The following is a 16,288-nucleotide window of genomic DNA, read 5'->3' as shown; positions in this document are numbered from 1 at the left end:
AATTCGCGGGTCTCAGTCCCGGTCGGTCGACTCATTCTGGCGAGTCGACAGGGTGAAGTCGAAGACCGACGAATCGAAACGCGCGTACCCCTCGTAGTCGACGAGGTCGTAGAGATCGGCGCGGTGCTGCATCTGGTCGAGCTTCCCGGTGAGGTTGCCGGCGGTCGTGAGCTCGTCGAGCGCACGGCCCGCCGCCCCCATCGCGATGCGCAGCAGCGAGACAGGCCAGATCACGATCCGTACACCCGCGTCGCGCAGCTGGTCGACCGTGAAAAGCTCGGACTTCCCGAACTCGGTCATGTTCGCCAGGATCGGCACGTCGACGGCCGCCGCCATGGCTTCGAACTCCGCGAGGTCGCGCATCGCCTCGGGGAAGATCGCGTCGGCGCCGGCGTCGACCAGCGCACGGGCTCGGTCGACCGCGGCATCCATTCCCTCGATCGCCCGCACGTCGGTTCGCGCCATGATGAGGAAGTCCGCGTCGCGCCGGGCATCGACGGCGGCCCGGATGCGGCCGACCGCGGTGTTCTCGTCGACGACGCTCTTTCCGTCGAGGTGGCCGCACCGCTTGGGATTGACCTGGTCCTCGATGTGACACCCGGCGAGCCCCGCGTCTTCGAGCGTCTGGATGGTGCGGGCGACGTTCATCGGTTCGCCGAACCCGGTGTCGGCGTCGATGATCGCCGGCAGCTCGGTCATCCGGGCGATCTGCTGGCCGCGTCCGGCGACCTCGCTGAGCGTCGTGAGGCCGACATCGGGCAGACCGAGGTCGGCCGCGATGACCGCGCCCGAGACGTACACGCCGTCGAAGCCGTGCTGCTCGATCAGCCGGGCCGAGAGCGGGTTGAAGGCGCCGGGGAACCGCAGGGTCTCGCCCGAGGCGAGGTGCTCACGCAGGATGCGGCGCTTGTCGGCGGGGGTGGTCTGGGAGTACAGCATCAGAACAGACCTCGCGGGTTCGGCGCCGACGCGATGACACCGTCACGAGCGACGATGTTCAGCTCGCGCACCTCGTCAGCCGTCAGCTCGGTCAGACGCTGCGCGAGGTCGAGGAAGCGCTCGATCTCGGCCGGTTCGAGCACGGGCTCGGCGAGGATCCGGAACTTGCGGATGTAGTCCTCGCGCGCGAACGGACGAGCGCCGAGCGGATGGGCGTCGGCGACGGCGATCTCATCGACGATCGTCGAACCGTCGGTCAGCCGGATCTCGACGCGTCCGCCGAAGGCCTTCTCCGCCGGGTCCTCCGAGTGGTAGCGCCGCGTCCATTCGACATCCTCGGCGGTCGTGATCTTTCGCCAGAGCGCCACGGTGTCGGGGCGAGCCGCGCGCTCAGGTGTGTACGAGTCGACGTGGTGCCAGCCGCCGTCCTGCAGCGCGACCGCGAAGATGTACGGGATCGAGTGGTCGAGCGTCTCGCGCGACGCGGTCGGGTCGTACTTCTGCGGGTCGTTCGCACCCGAGCCGATGACGTAGTGCGTGTGATGACTCGTGTGCAGCACGATGCTCTCGACGTTCGCGGGGTCGAGCAGCTCGGGGTGCTCACCGTGCAGCTTGCGGGCGAGGTCGATCCACGCCTGCGCCTGATACTCGGCCGAGTGCTCCTTCGTGTACGAGTCGAGGATGCCGCGCTTGGCCTCCCCCGGCGCGGGAAGCGGCACCGTGTAGGCGGCATCCGGTCCGTCGAGCAGCCACGCGATGACGCCGTCTTCGCCCTCGTAGATCGGGTTCGGGCTGGTCTCGCCGCGCATCGCTCGGTCCACGGCCTCGACCGCGAGCTTGCCGGCGAATGCCGGGGCATGGGCCTTCCAGGTCGAGATCTCGCCCTTGCGCGACTGACGCGTCGCGGTCGTGGTGTGCAGCGCCTGGCCGACCGCCTGGTAGATCGTCGCGGCGTCGAGGCCGAGAAGCGTGCCGATTCCCGCGGCGGCCGAAGGCCCGAGGTGGGCGACGTGGTCGATCTTGTGCTTGTGCAGGCAGATGGCCCGCACGAGGTCGATCTGGATCTCGTATCCCGTCGCGAGGCCCCGCACGAGCGCCGCACCGTCGGCACCGACGTGCTGAGCGACCGCGAGGATCGGCGGGATGTTGTCGCCGGGGTGTGAATAATCCGCCGCGAGGAAGGTGTCGTGGTAATCCAACTCGCGCACCGCGACGCCGTTCGCCCACGCGGCCCACTCGGGGGCCGTCACGTCGGTCACGCCGAAGACGCTCGCCCCGGCGCCGCCCCGTGAGACCGGGTGGTCGAGCGCCTGCGCGCGGGCCGAGCTGACGGGAGCCCGGGTGAGGGATGCCGCGGCGACGGCGGCGTTGTCGATGATGCGGTTCACGACCATGTCGGCGACGGCGGGCTCGACCGCGACGGGGTCGACGGCGACCTCGGCGATCTTCCACGCGAGCTGGTCCTCGCGCGCGAGTTCTTCGTCGCTGCGGTGGACCCGGACGTGATGGCTGACGGTCATGCGGATGCCTCCAGAGAGTCGAGGATGCTGGTCAGGGCGTTGTGCAGGTGGACATGGGTGGCGTGGGCGGCGAGGTCGGCGTCGCGGGCCGCGATCGCGCTCGCGATGAGCCGGTGCTCCTCGATCGACGCCGCGAGCCGCGCCGGGTTGTCGCGGGCGAGGCGGCGAACCCGCACGAGATGCGTGCGCACGATTCCGAGCGCCGACGTCAGGTAGGCATTTCCGGCGGCTTCGTCGAGCGCCGCGTCGAAGCGAGCGATGAGCGCGTAGTACGCGTCGGGGTCACCCGCCGCGGGTGCTTCAGACTGAGCAGTACGGTCGAACGCCGCGGCGAGCTCGGCGAACAGCGCGGCGTCGCCCCGGGATGCCGCGAGCCGTGCGGCGGTCTCTTCCAGCGCGCGCCGCACCTCGAAGAGCGACCGGATGTCGTCGCGATCGATGTCGGCGACGACGGTCACCCGCGGCGAGGCCTGGCGCACGAGGCCGTCGGCCGCGAGCCGTCGCAGGGCCTCGCGCAGCGGAGTGCGACTGACGCCCAGTCGCGTCGCCTGCTCCACCTCGCCGAGCACCGCCCCGGGAGCCAGGTCGCCGTTCTGGATCTCGGTCAGCAGAGCGGCGTACGCGCGCTTTCCCGCCCGTGCTCCGCCCTCGGCCACCATGCGACGATTGTATACACAGAGCCCGCGCCGGCGGGTCAAAAGCGCGGAATCCGACTCCAACGTATACAGAAACCGCATCACACGACGCCCCGGGTACCCTTGCCCGAGTGAGTTCCGACCGATACACCGTGGCCACCGACGGCGCCTGCAAGGGCAATCCCGGACCGACCGGCTGGGCCTGGGTCGGTGAGGACGGCCACTGGGCCGCCGGAGCGATCCCGCAGGGCACCAACAACATCGGCGAGCTGCTCGGCCTGCTGAAGGCGATCGAGGACCACCCCGACGTCCGCGAGCTCGTCGTTCAGGCCGACTCGAAGTACGCCATCGACACCTATGCCTCGTGGATGGACGGCCATCGCCGCCGCGGCTGGAAGACCTCGACCGGCGCGCCGACGAAGAACCGCGACATCCTCGAGCAGCTCATCGCCGCCCGCGACGCCCGCCGTGCGCGCGGCCTGCCCGACGTCATCCTCGAGCATGTGCGCGGGCACCGCGGCCACGTCCTGAACGAGTGGGCCGACGAGCGAGCCGTGCGCGGCGCCGAGCACGCCGCGAAGGGCACCGCGAGCGCCTGGTCGTCGCTCGGCGGCCTGCACGAGAAGCTCGACGTGTCGGAGGCACCGAAGAAGAAGCGCTGACGGGACGGCGAGACCTGTCAGCCGTCCCGGTTGTCGGGATGCCGCGGATCGTCCGTGGTGTACGCCGACCGCGCGAGCGCCTCCGGCATCCAGGTGAGCGGATCGGCGAAATCCGCGATGATGACGCCCCCTGCGCCGTGCGCGTCACCGTGCGGTGCCAGTCGCCGACGAGCCCGTTCGCGCACGCGCTCGTCGGCCCGCACCCGTTCGAAGACGGCGGTGCGGGCGCGTTCGACGAATCGTGCTCGCTCCGGCGGCAGCGCAGCGCTCGTCTCGCGCTCGAGACGCTCGACATGAGCGGGGAGGTCCGCGATGACCGCCCGGTAAGCGGCGGTCAGACTGTCATCCACCTCGCGGGCCTGCTGCGGCTTGGCGCCCCGGATGATCATGCCGGCGACCAGTGAGGTGCCGACGATGATCGGCGCACCCACCAACACGGTCATGGCGGGGGCGGTCGCGCCGCCGCCGACGAAGACGACGGCAACCGCCGTCCCGACGAGGGCGACAGCCTGCGGCCGCCACAGCGCACGATCGAGCGGGCGTCCTCGCGCGCCCGCGGCCGCCACCAGCACCGCCATCGCCGTCGCGGCGGAGAACGCGGCCGTGAGCACCGCGTCCTCCGCCTGCAGCGCGACGGCGAATGCGAGCCCGCCCGTGAGGGCGGCGAGCAAGAGCACCCACCCGATCCAGCCGATGCTGGACGTGCGACCGCCGAAGCGAAGCCGAGCCGACGACCGGGCGCGCGCGTTCGCTGATTCGCCCAACCGGCGGGCGGCATGCCAGATACGCACGCCGTCCGCGCTCATACCGGACGCGTCGAAGATGACCATCTCCGCCTGCCGCGGTGTGAAGTCGGTAGCGGCGGAGGCCCGGACGATGCGATCCGTGGCGACGGGGACGACACGCGCCAGATGCTCGTCGGAGAACGGCTCCCATCGGTCGGCGGGAATGAGGCGATGCTGCGCCACCCTGGGCTACCTGCCGCTCGCTCGAACGAGCTCGTCGAGCCGATCGAGGGCCGGTCGTTGACCCTTCACCAGCAGCTCGCGGGCGCGGTCGAGGTCGACCCACTCGACCCGGTCGACCTCGGGGAACGACGCCGTGCGTCCCGACCGCGGCGGCCACTCCATCTCGAACTCCCCGAAGACCGCATCCGAAGCATCGAAGGCACTGCCGTCGACGACGAACACCGTGACGCGTTTACCCGACGAGTACGAGAACGTGCCCAGCTCGGCGTACTCGCCGTCCGGGGGCTCGAGTCCGAGCTCCTCGCGGAACTCACGCCGCGCGGCATCCAGAGCGGCCTCGCCGTCCGGGTCGAACTCGCCCTTCACGATCGACCAGGCGCCTTCGTCCTTCGCCGACCAGTACGGCCCGCCCATGTGTGCGACGAGCGCCGACACCGTGCCGTCCGCAGCGATGCGGTAGGGCAGGATGCCGGCGCTCGTCGTGACCACGATCAGGCGGAGTTCGGCCGGATCAGGCCGGGCGCGTCTTCGGCGAGACCGTGTCGGTCTCGGCCGGGTCGGTCACCGCGACGCCCGCCAGGGCGTCGTTGATCGCGTCGTAGGCCGACTGCTCGAGCTTCACGCCCGAGGCCTTCACGGTGTCCTCGAGCTGCTCGGGGCGCGAGGCGCCCACGAGCGCCGCCGCGATGTTCTCGTTGTGCAGCACCCACGCGAGCGAGAGCTGCGCGACGGTGAGACCGGCCTCATCGGCGATGGGACCCAGCTTCTGGACAGCGGTGAGCACCTCGTCGTTCAAGAAGCGCTTGATGAAGTTCGCGCCGCTCTTCTCGTCGGTGGCGCGCGACCCCTCGGGCACGGGCTGTCCGGGCTGGTACTTGCCCGTCAGCACGCCCTGCGCGAGCGGCGACCAGACGATCTGCGAGATGCCGAGCTCCTGCGAGGTGGGGATGACCTTGCTCTCGATGACGCGCCAGAGCGCCGAGTACTGCGGCTGGTTCGACACGAGCTGGAACCCGAGCTGCTTCGCCAGGGCGTGACCCTCGCGCAGCTGCTCGGCCGTCCACTCGCTGACGCCGATGTAGAGCGCCTTGCCCTGGCGCACGATGTCGGCGAAGGCCTGCATCGTCTCTTCGAGCGGCGTCTCGTAGTCGTAGCGGTGCGCCTGGTAGAGGTCGACGTAGTCGACGCCGAGACGGCGGAGCGAACCGTTGATGCTGTCGAAGATGTGCTTGCGCGAGAGGCCCTGGTCGTTCGGGCCCTTGCGGCCGGTCGGCCAGTAGACCTTCGTGAAGATCTCGAGCGTCTCGCGGGGCTGACCCTTCAGCGCCTCGCCGAGCACGACCTCCGCGGCCGTGTTCGCGTAAGCGTCCGCGGTGTCGAACGAGGTGATGCCGAGATCCAGCGCCTTGTGAACGGTCGCGATGGCGGCGTCGTTCTCCACCTGCGACGCATGCGTCACCCAGTTGCCGTACGTGATCTCCGAGACCTTGAATCCACTGTTGCCGAGGTAGCGATACTCAACCATGGGGCTCACGCTACCCCGCGTGGAGCGGACCGAGGCGGGGGTTGCGCTCGATGACGGAAGCGACCCCGCGGGTCAGTCGACGGGAACGGTGTCAGCGGCGCGCTGATCGTCCTCGGTGGCGACGAGCTGACCGCAGGCCCCGTCGATCTCCTTGCCGCGGGTGTCGCGGAGGGTCGTTGGGATGCCGGCTTCGTTGAGCCGTCGCACGAACTCGTCCTGCACCTCGGGCTCGGACGAGGTCCAGATCGAACCCGGCGTCGGGTTCAGCGGGATCGGGTTGACGTGCACCCAGCCGCGACCGCGCGCGTTGAGCTTCTCGGCCAGCAGGTCGGCGCGCCACGCGTGGTCGTTCATGTCCTTGATGAGCGCGTACTCGATCGAGACGCGGCGGCCGGTCTCGTCGAAGTAGGCCTTCGCGGCGTCGAGCGCCTCGTCGACCTTCCACCGCGAGTTCACCGGGATGAGCTCGTCGCGCAGCTGGTCGTCGGGCGCGTGCAGCGAGAGGGCGAAGGTGACGGGGATGTCCTCCTTCGTCAGCTTCTGGATCGCCGGGACGAGACCCACAGTCGAGACGGTGATGCCGCGCGCGCTCATGCCGATGCCGTGCTGCTTGTCGACCATGACGCGCACCGCCTGCATGACGCGCGCGTAGTTCGCCAGCGGCTCACCCATGCCCATGAACACGATGTTCGTCACGCGCTCGCCCTCGTGGCCGACCTTGCGCGGGTCGCCGAGGCCGCCGTCGGCGATGAGCCGGTTCGCCCGGACCACCTGCTCGATGATCTCGGCCGCCGACATGTTGCGGGTCAGGCCCGCCTGACCGGTCGCGCAGAAGGGGCAGTTCATGCCGCAGCCGGCCTGGCTCGACACGCACAGCGTGATGCGCCCGGTGTAGCGCATGAGGACCGACTCGACGAGCGCGCCGTCGTGCAGCTTCCACAGGAACTTGATCGTGTCGCCGCGGTCGGTCTCGAGGCGGCGCACCTCGGTCAGCAGCGGCGGCAGCAGCCCCGCGACGAGCTCGTCGCGCCCCGCGGCGGGAAGGTCGGTCATCTCGGCGGCATCCGAGGTGAAGTGGGTGAAGTAGTGCTTCTCGAGCTGCTTGGCGCGGAAGCCCGGCATCCCGAGCTCCTTCACCTTCTCGACGCGCTGCTCGGGTGTGAGGTCGGCGAGGTGCACGGGCGGCTTGCCGCGCTTGGGGCTCGCGAACTGCAGCAGCGGGCGACCGGACTCGTCCTTCTGCTGCGACCAGCCCTCCGTCGCCGGGCGCACCTGACGCGACCCGGTGGTGCGCACGGCGGACAGGGTCGAGCGCACGGGAGTGGTTTCGGTCATAGGATCCAGGTTACCGGCGCCCGCCTGCGCGAAGGCTGGCCGCACCGGTTTCCGTCGCGCCCGGCTTTAGACTGCACGCATGGCGATCGACGATGCTGCCCCGCCCGCGCGCGGGACCGTCGTGCATAAGGTGTTGAACAACAACGTCGTCATCACCATCGACGAGCACGGGCGGGAACGCGTGCTCATGGGCCGGGGCCTCGGCTTCCAGCTGAAGCCGTCCGACACCCTCGACCCCGACAAGGTCGAGAAGACCTTCATCCTGGATGCGGGCGACCAGGGCGACCGCGAGCGCCAGTTGCTCACCGACGTGCCGTACCCGGTCATCGAGGCCGTCACCCGCGCGGTCGACGAGGCCGAGCGCCGCCTTGGGCACCACCTCGACCGGTACTTCACGATGGCGGTCATCGACCACATCCAGTTCGTGCTGGAACGCCTCGACAACGGCATCCGCATCCCCGTCACGAACATGCCCGAGCTGCGGGTGCTGCACCCGCACGAGTTCTCGGCGGCGCAGCGCATGGCCACCGCGATCTCCGAGTCGCTCGAGCGGGAGCTGCCGGCCGAAGAGGCCGTGTTCCTCACGATGCATCTGCTCAACGCCACGCGCGACGAGCCCAACGGCACCGCCGCGCTGCTGTTCCGCCGGCTGCAGCACGTCGTCCTGACGGTCGAGAACGGGCTCGGCGTCAAGCTCGACGTCGACAGCCCCGACTACGCCCGCTTCATCCTGCACATCCAGTTCCTCTTGCAGCGACTGGTGTCCAAGAGCATGCTGCGCAGCGCCGACACCTCGTTCTTCGAGTTCGCCAAGCACAGCTACCCGCGCTCGTACGCCATCGCGCAAGAGGTCAAGGCGTACGTGCGCGCCGCCACGGAGTCGGAGCTGACCGACGAGGAGCTGCTGTACGTCATCGTGCACGTCGAGCGCCTCGCCTCGCAGGTGGGCGCGAACGGCGTTGGCGAGAACGAAACACCCGTGGTACCGTGACTCGCGCAGGGCGTCGCTGCCCTGCAGAAGTCTCCGGATTGTTACCGCGGCAGCGGGCAAAACCTGAACTCACATCGCCGAATCGGCGGTGAACGAGTTCAGGTTTTTTTGTTGCCCGGAAACAGGGATGCGGGGGCTCCTCCACCCGAGAGCCGCAATGCTGCGGCAGAAAGCGAGCAGTCCCGATGGATTACTCGAAGACCGCGGCCGGCGTCCTGCAGGGCGTCGGCGGCGAGGAGAACGTGCGTTCCCTCGTGCACTGCGCGACCCGACTGCGCTTCGTGCTGAAGGACGAGTCCCGTGCCGACAGCGCCGCCGTGAAGGCCGTGCCCGGCGTCGTCACCGTCGCTCAGGCGGGCGGCCAGTACCAGGTCGTCATCGGCAACGACGTCCCCGACGTCTACGCCGAGATCGGCAAGATCTCGAAGCTCGGCTCGGGCGCCGGCGACGACGGCGCGGACGACGCCCCGAAGGGCAACCTCTTCAACCGCTTCATCTCCATGATCTCGGCGATCTTCACGCCGCTGCTGTGGGCCCTGGCCGGTACCGGCCTGCTCAAGGCGTTCCTCGCCGCAGCCGTCACCTTCGGCTGGATCGGCACCGAGAACTCCACCTACGCCGTGCTCAACGCCCTGTCGGACGGGCTCATCAACTTCCTGCCCATGGCACTGGCGTTCACCGCGGCCCGCTACTTCAAGGCCAACGAGTTCACGGCCTTCGCGATCGCCGCCGCCCTGCTGTACCCCACGATCACGCCGCTCGTCGGCGCCGAGGGGCTGACCTTCTTCGGCATCCCGTTCACCATGGTCACGTACGTCTCGAGCGTCATCCCGATCATCGTGATCGTGTGGCTGCAGAGCCACGCCGAGAAGTTCCTCTACGCGAAGCTTCCCGGCGCTGTCCGCCGCTTCGTGACGCCGATGATCGTCGTGCTGCTGGCCGTCCCGATCGTCTTCGTCGTGATCGGCCCGATCTCGGCGATCCTCAGCGGCGCGCTCGGCAACGGCATCGGCTGGGTCTTCGAGAACGCCCCGTGGGCCGGTGGCGCCATCATGGGCGGCTTCTGGCAGGTCTTCGTCATCTTCGGTCTGCACTGGGGCCTCGTGCCGCTGTTCACGCTGGAGTACCAGACCACCGGTCAGATCCTGCTCATCGGCCCCGTGTTCGCGGCGGTGCTCGCACAGGCCGCCGCCGTCGCCGGCGTCTGGGTGCGCGCCCGAAACAAGAACCTCAAGTCGCTCGCGGCGCCCGCAACCCTCTCGGGCTTCCTCGCCGGCATCACCGAGCCCGCGATCTACGGCATCAACCTGCCGCTCAAGCGTCCCTTCGCCTTCGGCATCGTCGGCGGTGTCGTCGGCGGCGCGATCATCGCGATGGGCGGAGTCTTCTCGACCGCGTTCGTCGTCCCCTCCGGCCTGGCGCTTCCGGCCCTGTTCGGCAACGGCAACATGGTCATGCTCATCATCGGCCTCGCCGCCGCGATCGCCATCCCGTTCCTGCTGACCGCGATCGTCGGCTTCAAGGAGCCGGAAGAGGATGCCGCGCCGGCGGCCGCCCCCGCCGCATCCGGCAACGACGTCGTCATCCTCAGCCCGGTCGACGGTACGGTCGCGCCCCTGAGCGAGACCCCGGATGCCGCCTTCGCCGAGGGCAGCCTCGGGGACGGCGTCGCAATCAAGCCCCGTTCGGGCGCGGTCTACGCACCGTTCGACGCGGTCGTGGCTGCGGCGTTCCCCACCGGTCACGCCATCGGGCTGCGCCACGCCGACGGAGCGGAGGTGCTGATCCACATCGGCATCGACACCGTCAAGCTCGGCGGCTCGCACTTCGACGTGAAGGTCACGACCGGCCAGGAGGTCAAGGCGGGCGACCTGCTCGTCGAGTTCGACGGCGACGCGATCGAGCGGGCCGGCTACGACCTGACCACGCCGGTGATCGTGACCAACGGTGAGCTGTACCCGGCTCTGGCCGGCCGCGCGACCGGCCCCATCGCCCACGGCGAGCCGCTGTTCACGGCGGTCTCGGTCGAGTCGACGCTGACCGCGTAAACCCGTCCCCCGCGGAGGGGGCGCGGAACCCGACCGCGCCCCCTCCCTTCCGAACCGCGATACGAAACGAGAGAGACATGAGCAGCATCACCTTCCCCGACGGATTCCTCTGGGGCGGCGCGACCGCGGCCAACCAGCTCGAGGGCGCCTACGACGAAGGCGGCAAGGGCCTGTCGGTCCAGGACGTCATGCCCCGCGGCATCGTGGGCCCGCGCACCGCCGAGCCGACGCCCGACAACCTCAAGCTGGTCGGCATCGACTTCTACCACCGCTACGCGGAGGACATCGCCCTCTTCGCGAAGATGGGCTTCAAGACGTTCCGCTTCTCCATCGCCTGGAGCCGGATCTTCCCGAAGGGCGACGAGAGCGAGCCGAACGAAGAGGGCCTCGCCTTCTACGACCGCGTGCTCGACGAGCTCGAGAAGCACGGCATCGAGCCGCTCGTCACCATCTCGCACTACGAGACGCCGCTCCACCTCGCCGAGGCCTACGACGGCTGGACCGACCGCCGCCTCATCGGCTTCTACGAGAACTACGCGCGCACCCTCTTCGAGCGCTACGGCTCGCGCGTGAAGTACTGGCTGACCTTCAACGAGATCAACTCGCTGCTGCACGCGCCCTTCATGTCGGGCGGCATCAACACCCCCAAGGAGCAGCTGACCGAGCAGCAGCTGTACCAGGCGATGCACCACGAGCTCGTGGCATCCGCCCGGGCGACGCGCATCGCGCGCGAGGTGGCCCCGAACGCGCAGATCGGCTGCATGGTGCTGTCGATGCCCGTGTACCCGCTCTCGCCGTCGCCCGCCGACGCGCTCGAGGTCATGGCGTTCGACCACTCGAACCTCGTCTACGGCGACGTCCACACGCGGGGCGTGTACCCCGGCTACTTCCTGCGCACGCTGAGCGAGAAGGGCATCGAGCTCGAGATCACCGACGAGGACCGCGACGACCTGACGAACACCGTCGACTTCGTCTCGTTCAGCTACTACATGTCGGTCGCCGCGACCGCCGACCCCGCGAAGAAGGCCACGGGCGAGGGCAACATCATGGGCGGCGTGCCCAACCCCACGCTCGAGGCGAGCGAGTGGGGCTGGCAGATCGACCCGATCGGCCTGCGCCTCGTGCTGAACCAGTTCTGGGACCGCTGGCAGAAGCCGCTGTTCATCGTCGAGAACGGCCTGGGCGCGAAAGACCAGCTCGTCGAGGTCGACGGCGTCAAGACGGTCGTCGACGACTACCGCATCGCCTACCTCAACGACCACCTCGTGCAGGTCGGCGAGGCCATCGCCGACGGCGTCGAGGTGATGGGCTACACCCCGTGGGGCTGCATCGACCTCGTCAGCGCCTCGACCGCGCAGCTGAGCAAGCGCTACGGCTTCATCTACGTCGACCGCAACGACGACGGCTCGGGCACGCTCGAGCGCTACGAGAAGAAGTCGTTCGACTGGTATGCCGAGGTCATCCGGACCAACGGGGCCTCGCTGACCCGCTGATCCGTTGATTCGCTGGCGGCGCGGCATCCCCCCGCCACACCCGACCGGGCGCGGTCGCGGGGCCCTCCTTCTGGCCCGCGGCCGCGCCCTTCTCTTCGCCCCGAGAGGACCGCCATGACCATGTCCCCCTTCCGCCGCCGCGCCGTCTTCCTCGACGTCGACGGCACCCTGCTGCACGACGGCACGCACTTGCCGCCGTCCGCCGTCGCCGCGGTGCGCCGCGCCCGCGGCAACGGACATCTCGTGCTCCTCAGCACGGGGCGCGGCATGGCCGAGCTGCGCGGCCCCATCCTCGACGTCGGGTTCGACGGGGCCGTCACCAACGGCGGCGCCTTCGCGAGCGTCGGTGACGAGCTCATCGTCTCGCGCCTGATGTCGGCGGCCGAGATCGCCCGGCTCGCCGAGCAGTTCGCGGCCCGCGGCATCCACTGGTACTTCCAGTCGTACGACCGTCTCTTCGCCAGCCCGGGGCTGCCGGCCGTCCTCGCCGACCGGCTCGAGCGCGACCGCATCCGGCACGACGAACGGGCCCGCGCCGCCGGGGTCGACCCGGACGAGCTCGAGTTCTTCAGCGTGGGCATGAAGACCTTCGACGACGACATCCACTTCTCCGACGCCGAGATCGCCAAAGCCGTCATCCTGGGCGACGACGCTCAGGCCGTCGCGGATCTGCTCGCCGAGCTCGCGCCCGATTTCGCCGTCGTGTCGGGCACGATCCCGCTCCCCGAGGGCAGCTCCGGCGAGGTGGCGCCGCGCGGGGTGAACAAGGGGGCCGCGATCCTCGAGGTGCTCGCCCGCCTCGGTGTCGCCCCGGCCGACGCGATCGGGATCGGCGACAACTGGAACGACGTCGAGATGTTCGAGGTGTGCGGCACGTCGATCGCGATGGGCAACGCCGACCCCGCCGTGCAGGCCCTCGCCGACGAGGTCACGACGGCCATCGACGACGACGGCATCCACAACGCGTTCGTCCGCCACGGCCTCATCTGAGCCCGGGCAGCGGCTCAGCGGGCGACCTCAGCGCGGGGCGTGGAGCCGCCCGGCGAGGACCGCGATGTCGTCGGGCGTCGTCCGGCAGCAGCCGCCGATCAGGCGAGCACCCGCGGCGAGCCAGTCGTCGAGGTCGGCGAGCGGCAGACCCGGGTCACCCGTCCAGGTCCGCGCTGCCGCATCCCACGTCTCCCCGCTGTTGGGGTACACGACGAACGGCACACCCACCGGGTCCGCCAGCGCGGACGCCACGGTGTCGGGCGGGCAGCAGTTGACGCCCACCGCGATGACGCCCGCGACGCGCGCGCTCGCGGCGAGGGTAGCGCGCAGCGACGCGGTGTCGAACGCGCTGCTCGAGGCCGACAGGGCGATCCACGACGGGATGCCGATGCCCTCGACCGCCCGCGCCACAGCCTCGGCCTCGGCGGGCGAGGCGATCGTCTCGATGGCCAGCACGTCGGGTTCGGCGTCGACGATCGCCTCGAGGCGCCGCCGGTGCCAGCGTTCGAGCTCGGCGACCGAGAGGCCGTCGTCGCCGGTGTACTCGCTGCCGTCCGCGCGCGTGGCGCCGTAGGGACCGACGGATGCCGCCACCCACGCGTCACGCTCCGCCTCGGCCGCACCCTCGCGGGCCACCCGCACCGCGACGTGCAGCAGGCGACGCGTCTGCGCGGCGTCGAAGCCGGCGACGGCGAGGTTGTCGAACCCGATCTGGTACGAGCACGTCGTGAGGACGTCGGCGCCCGCGGCCGCGTACCGCGCGTGGGCGGCCCGGACGGCGGCGGGCGTCTCGGCGAGCACCCGCGCCGACCACAGATCGCCCGAGAGGTCGTGCCCCGCCGCCTCGAGCGTGGTGCCCAAGCCGCCATCGAGCACGACCGGGCCGGCGGCCAGGGCGGTGCGCAGATCGGGCATGTCGTCACTCTAGGTCCGCGTGCGACCGCGACCGTTCACCGTCTGCCCATGCGACGCCGCATTACGCTGGAGGAGTGACGTCGGATTCTCGCATCATCTTCCTCGACGTCGACGGCACCATCCTCGCGCACGGCGAGACGATCGCTCCCTCGACGGTCTCCGCGGTCCGCGCCGCGCGCGACCGCGGGCACCTCGTCTTCCTGTGCACGGGCCGCGCCGCCGGCGACATCCACCCCCGCGTGCTCGACATCGGCTTCGACGGCGCCATCTCGAACGGCGGTGCGCTCGCCGTCGTCGGCGACGAGACCGTCCTCGCCGAGACGATGCCGCGCGCCGCCGTCGAACGCGTCATGTCGTACTTCGACGAGCAGGGCACGCGCTACTTCATCCAGTCGCACGCGGGCGTCTACGCCAGCGCGGGTGTGCGCACGTTCATCGCCGACTTCATCGCCGAGCGCCGGCGCCGGCACCAGGACGACCAGTCCACCGTCGCTCTCGCCGAAGACGTCGTCGCCGCGCCGAGCTTCACGCCCGTCGAGGAGGCCGACCTCGACCACATCGCCAAGGCGGTCTTCGTCAGCCCCGACCCCGACGCCGTCGAGAAGACCCAGCGGGCGCTCGGCGACGAATTCCACGTCATCCCGGGCAGCATGCCGCTGCCGACGGGGTCGAACGGCGAGGTCGGCATGCGCGGCACGAACAAGGGCACCGGCATCGCCGCCGTCCTTGACCACCTCGGTCGCGACGCCTCGGAGGCCGTGGGCATCGGCGACAGCTGGAACGACGTCGAGATGTTCGAAGTGTGCGGCACCGCCATCGCGATGGCCGAGGCCGACCCGGCACTGCAGCAGATCGCCGGTGAGGTCACGACCGGCGTGCTCGACGACGGCATCTGGAACGCCTTCGCCCGCCACGGGCTGATCGACCCTCGGACGGCCGCCTGATGTCCGCCGAGACCGACGAGCGCAGCATCCGCCCGATCGTCCCCGACGACGCCGGCGAGGTGCTCACGCTGCAGCGCGCCGCCTTTGTGTCGGAAGCGCTCATCTACGACGCGGCCGACATGCCGCCGCTCACGCAGACGCTCGACGAGCTCCGAGCCGAGCTCGAGGAGAACCTCGGCTGCGTCGCCCTCGCCGGCGACCGCATCGTCGGCTCCGTCCGCGCCCGCATCGATGGCGAGCTGCTGCTGGTCGGGCGCATCGCGATCGCCCCCGACCAGCAGGGCTCCGGCATCGGCACCGCCCTGCTCGCCGCCGTCGAAGAGCGCGGGCGCACCGCGGGAGCCCGCGTGGCCGAGCTGTTCACCGGGTCGCTCAGCGAAGCGAACCTGCGCCTGTACGAACGCGAGGGCTACGTCGAGTCCGAGCGCGTGCCGCACGACGACGGCACGTTCCAGGTGTTCATGCGCAAGCAGCTCACCTGACCCTGCGTCACACCGACGACGGGCCGCGGCGGCGCCGACGCACCGGTTCCACGGGCAGCCGGTCCGCCAGCCGCGGCAGCGACTCGACACGACCGCGCTCGACATGGGATGCCGCCAGGGCGAACGCGAGGTCGGCATGCCCGCCCAGGATCGCCTCGACGATCTCATCGTGCTCGTCCCACCGTCCCTGCGTGTCGCGCTCGGGCGTCAGCCGGAACAGCCAGCGGGTGCGTCCCGTCAGCAGACCGCTCATGCGCAGCAGCAGACGGTGCGCGGCGAGCGCGAAGATCTCCTCGTGCAGGTCGGAGTTGCGCGTCGAGGCGGGCGCGTCCTCGTCGTGGGCGACGTGAGCGACCTCCAGCGCCGCCACCAGATGGGTCGTGTCCGCCCCCGCGGCGGCGCGCCGTGCCGCGAGGGAGGCCGCGAAGGGCTCGAGCTGCATGCGCATGTCGAACAGCTCGACCGCGTCGTCGAGGGTGAAGGTGTGCACGATGGCCGCGCGCCGATGCGACGACGACACGAACCCCTCGGACTCGAGCAGCTGCAGCGCCTCGCGCACCGGCACGCGTGACACCCCGAGCTGCTCGGCGACGTCTCGCTCACCGAGCTTGTCGCCCATTGCGATCTCGCCGGTGATGATGCGCTCTCGCAGCGCATACGCGATGCGCCGTCCCGCAGCGCCCGTCTCGTCGTCCACCCGACCATCCTGGCAGGTCCGGCGGCTGCGGCGACAATTGCCGTTTGGTATCCCGAAGGGCACTTACAGGCGCCCTGCGACGCCTATCTGCGCGTTTCGGTACGCCAAAGTGACACTAGCGTAAGGGTTATGTTGCGTGTTCGT

At 70.1% G+C, this 16,288-nt stretch carries 16 protein-coding genes; 7 read left to right on the top strand and 9 right to left on the bottom strand.

From position 1 onward, the window contains the following. Positions 1-12 precede the first annotated feature (12 nt). Genes prpB through JOF37_RS11275 form a run of 3 tightly spaced genes read right to left on the bottom strand, consistent with a single transcriptional unit; the run spans position 13 to position 3,118 of the window. Complete coding sequence (gene prpB / locus JOF37_RS11285) at positions 13-939, bottom strand: methylisocitrate lyase (RefSeq protein ID WP_210006903.1); 927 nt, start codon at positions 937-939, stop codon at positions 13-15. Further along, the gene (locus tag JOF37_RS11280) at positions 939-2,459 is read right to left on the bottom strand and encodes an MmgE/PrpD family protein (RefSeq protein ID WP_210006902.1); all 1,521 of its coding nucleotides are present in this window, start codon (positions 2,457-2,459) and stop codon (positions 939-941) included. The genes prpB and JOF37_RS11280 overlap by 1 nt, the downstream gene beginning before the upstream one ends. Next, on the bottom strand, positions 2,456-3,118 hold the full coding sequence (locus tag JOF37_RS11275; RefSeq protein WP_210006901.1) for a GntR family transcriptional regulator: 663 nt from the start codon (positions 3,116-3,118) through the stop codon (positions 2,456-2,458). Before JOF37_RS11275 ends, JOF37_RS11280 begins: the two co-directional genes overlap by 4 nt. 107 nt (positions 3,119-3,225) lie before the next feature. Here JOF37_RS11275 and JOF37_RS11270 point away from each other — a divergent pair, with 107 nt between their 5' ends. Further along, on the top strand, positions 3,226-3,756 hold the full coding sequence (locus JOF37_RS11270; protein WP_036304688.1) for a ribonuclease H family protein: 531 nt from the start codon (positions 3,226-3,228) through the stop codon (positions 3,754-3,756). A gap of 17 nt (positions 3,757-3,773) precedes the next feature. Here JOF37_RS11270 and JOF37_RS11265 read toward each other — a convergent pair whose 3' ends face one another. From JOF37_RS11265 to rlmN, 4 genes are all read right to left on the bottom strand, one after another. After that, positions 3,774-4,724, bottom strand: a complete 951-nt coding sequence (locus JOF37_RS11265) for a hypothetical protein (protein WP_210006900.1) — start codon at positions 4,722-4,724, stop codon at positions 3,774-3,776. 6 nt (positions 4,725-4,730) lie between these two features. Then, the gene (locus JOF37_RS11260) at positions 4,731-5,213 is read right to left on the bottom strand and encodes an NUDIX hydrolase (RefSeq protein WP_210006899.1); all 483 of its coding nucleotides are present in this window, start codon (positions 5,211-5,213) and stop codon (positions 4,731-4,733) included. 22 nt (positions 5,214-5,235) lie between these two features. Continuing rightward, the gene (locus tag JOF37_RS11255) at positions 5,236-6,249 is read right to left on the bottom strand and encodes an aldo/keto reductase family protein (RefSeq protein WP_210006898.1); all 1,014 of its coding nucleotides are present in this window, start codon (positions 6,247-6,249) and stop codon (positions 5,236-5,238) included. 72 nt (positions 6,250-6,321) lie between these two features. After that, a complete protein-coding gene (gene rlmN, locus JOF37_RS11250) occupies positions 6,322-7,584 on the bottom strand; it encodes a dual-specificity RNA methyltransferase RlmN (RefSeq protein WP_210006897.1) in 1,263 nt (420 codons plus the stop codon). A gap of 79 nt (positions 7,585-7,663) precedes the next feature. On the opposite strand from rlmN, the gene JOF37_RS11245 reads away from it, so the two are divergent. The 4 genes from JOF37_RS11245 (at position 7,664) to JOF37_RS11230 (ending at position 13,106) form a co-directional block, all read left to right on the top strand. Further along, positions 7,664-8,575, top strand: coding sequence for a PRD domain-containing protein (locus JOF37_RS11245; RefSeq protein ID WP_245338151.1), 912 nt, complete (start codon positions 7,664-7,666; stop codon positions 8,573-8,575). Between the two features lie 185 nt (positions 8,576-8,760). Further along, positions 8,761-10,623 (top strand): beta-glucoside-specific PTS transporter subunit IIABC, encoded by a 1,863-nt coding sequence (locus tag JOF37_RS11240; RefSeq protein WP_210006896.1) that lies wholly within the window; start codon positions 8,761-8,763, stop codon positions 10,621-10,623. Positions 10,624-10,700: 77 nt separating this feature from the next. Next, positions 10,701-12,116 carry a glycoside hydrolase family 1 protein gene (locus JOF37_RS11235; RefSeq protein WP_210006895.1) on the top strand — a complete coding sequence of 472 codons (1,416 nt, stop codon included), beginning with the start codon at positions 10,701-10,703 and terminating at the stop codon, positions 12,114-12,116. Positions 12,117-12,230: 114 nt separating this feature from the next. Further along, positions 12,231-13,106 (top strand): HAD family hydrolase, encoded by an 876-nt coding sequence (locus JOF37_RS11230; RefSeq protein WP_271175059.1) that lies wholly within the window; start codon positions 12,231-12,233, stop codon positions 13,104-13,106. 27 nt (positions 13,107-13,133) lie between these two features. Here JOF37_RS11230 and mmuM read toward each other — a convergent pair whose 3' ends face one another. Further along, a complete protein-coding gene (gene mmuM / locus JOF37_RS11225) occupies positions 13,134-14,021 on the bottom strand; it encodes a homocysteine S-methyltransferase (RefSeq protein WP_210006894.1) in 888 nt (295 codons plus the stop codon). A gap of 74 nt (positions 14,022-14,095) precedes the next feature. Between mmuM and JOF37_RS11220 the strand changes: the two genes are divergently transcribed. Then, complete coding sequence (locus JOF37_RS11220) at positions 14,096-14,965, top strand: Cof-type HAD-IIB family hydrolase (RefSeq protein ID WP_210006893.1); 870 nt, start codon at positions 14,096-14,098, stop codon at positions 14,963-14,965. Further along, positions 14,965-15,447: a GNAT family N-acetyltransferase gene (locus JOF37_RS11215; RefSeq protein ID WP_210006892.1), complete on the top strand. Its 483-nt coding sequence runs from the start codon at positions 14,965-14,967 to the stop codon at positions 15,445-15,447. Before JOF37_RS11220 ends, JOF37_RS11215 begins: the two co-directional genes overlap by 1 nt. Positions 15,448-15,454: 7 nt before the next feature. Here JOF37_RS11215 and JOF37_RS15800 read toward each other — a convergent pair whose 3' ends face one another. Continuing rightward, the gene (locus tag JOF37_RS15800) at positions 15,455-16,144 is read right to left on the bottom strand and encodes a GntR family transcriptional regulator (RefSeq protein ID WP_210006891.1); all 690 of its coding nucleotides are present in this window, start codon (positions 16,142-16,144) and stop codon (positions 15,455-15,457) included. Positions 16,145-16,288 lie beyond the last annotated feature (144 nt).

This window comes from Microbacterium imperiale, from assembly GCF_017876655.1.
GTDB classification, from domain to species: Bacteria; Actinomycetota; Actinomycetes; order Actinomycetales; family Microbacteriaceae; genus Microbacterium; species Microbacterium imperiale.
Note: the sequence above shows the minus strand (reverse complement) of the source record. Positions and strands in the feature narration are given on the sequence as shown.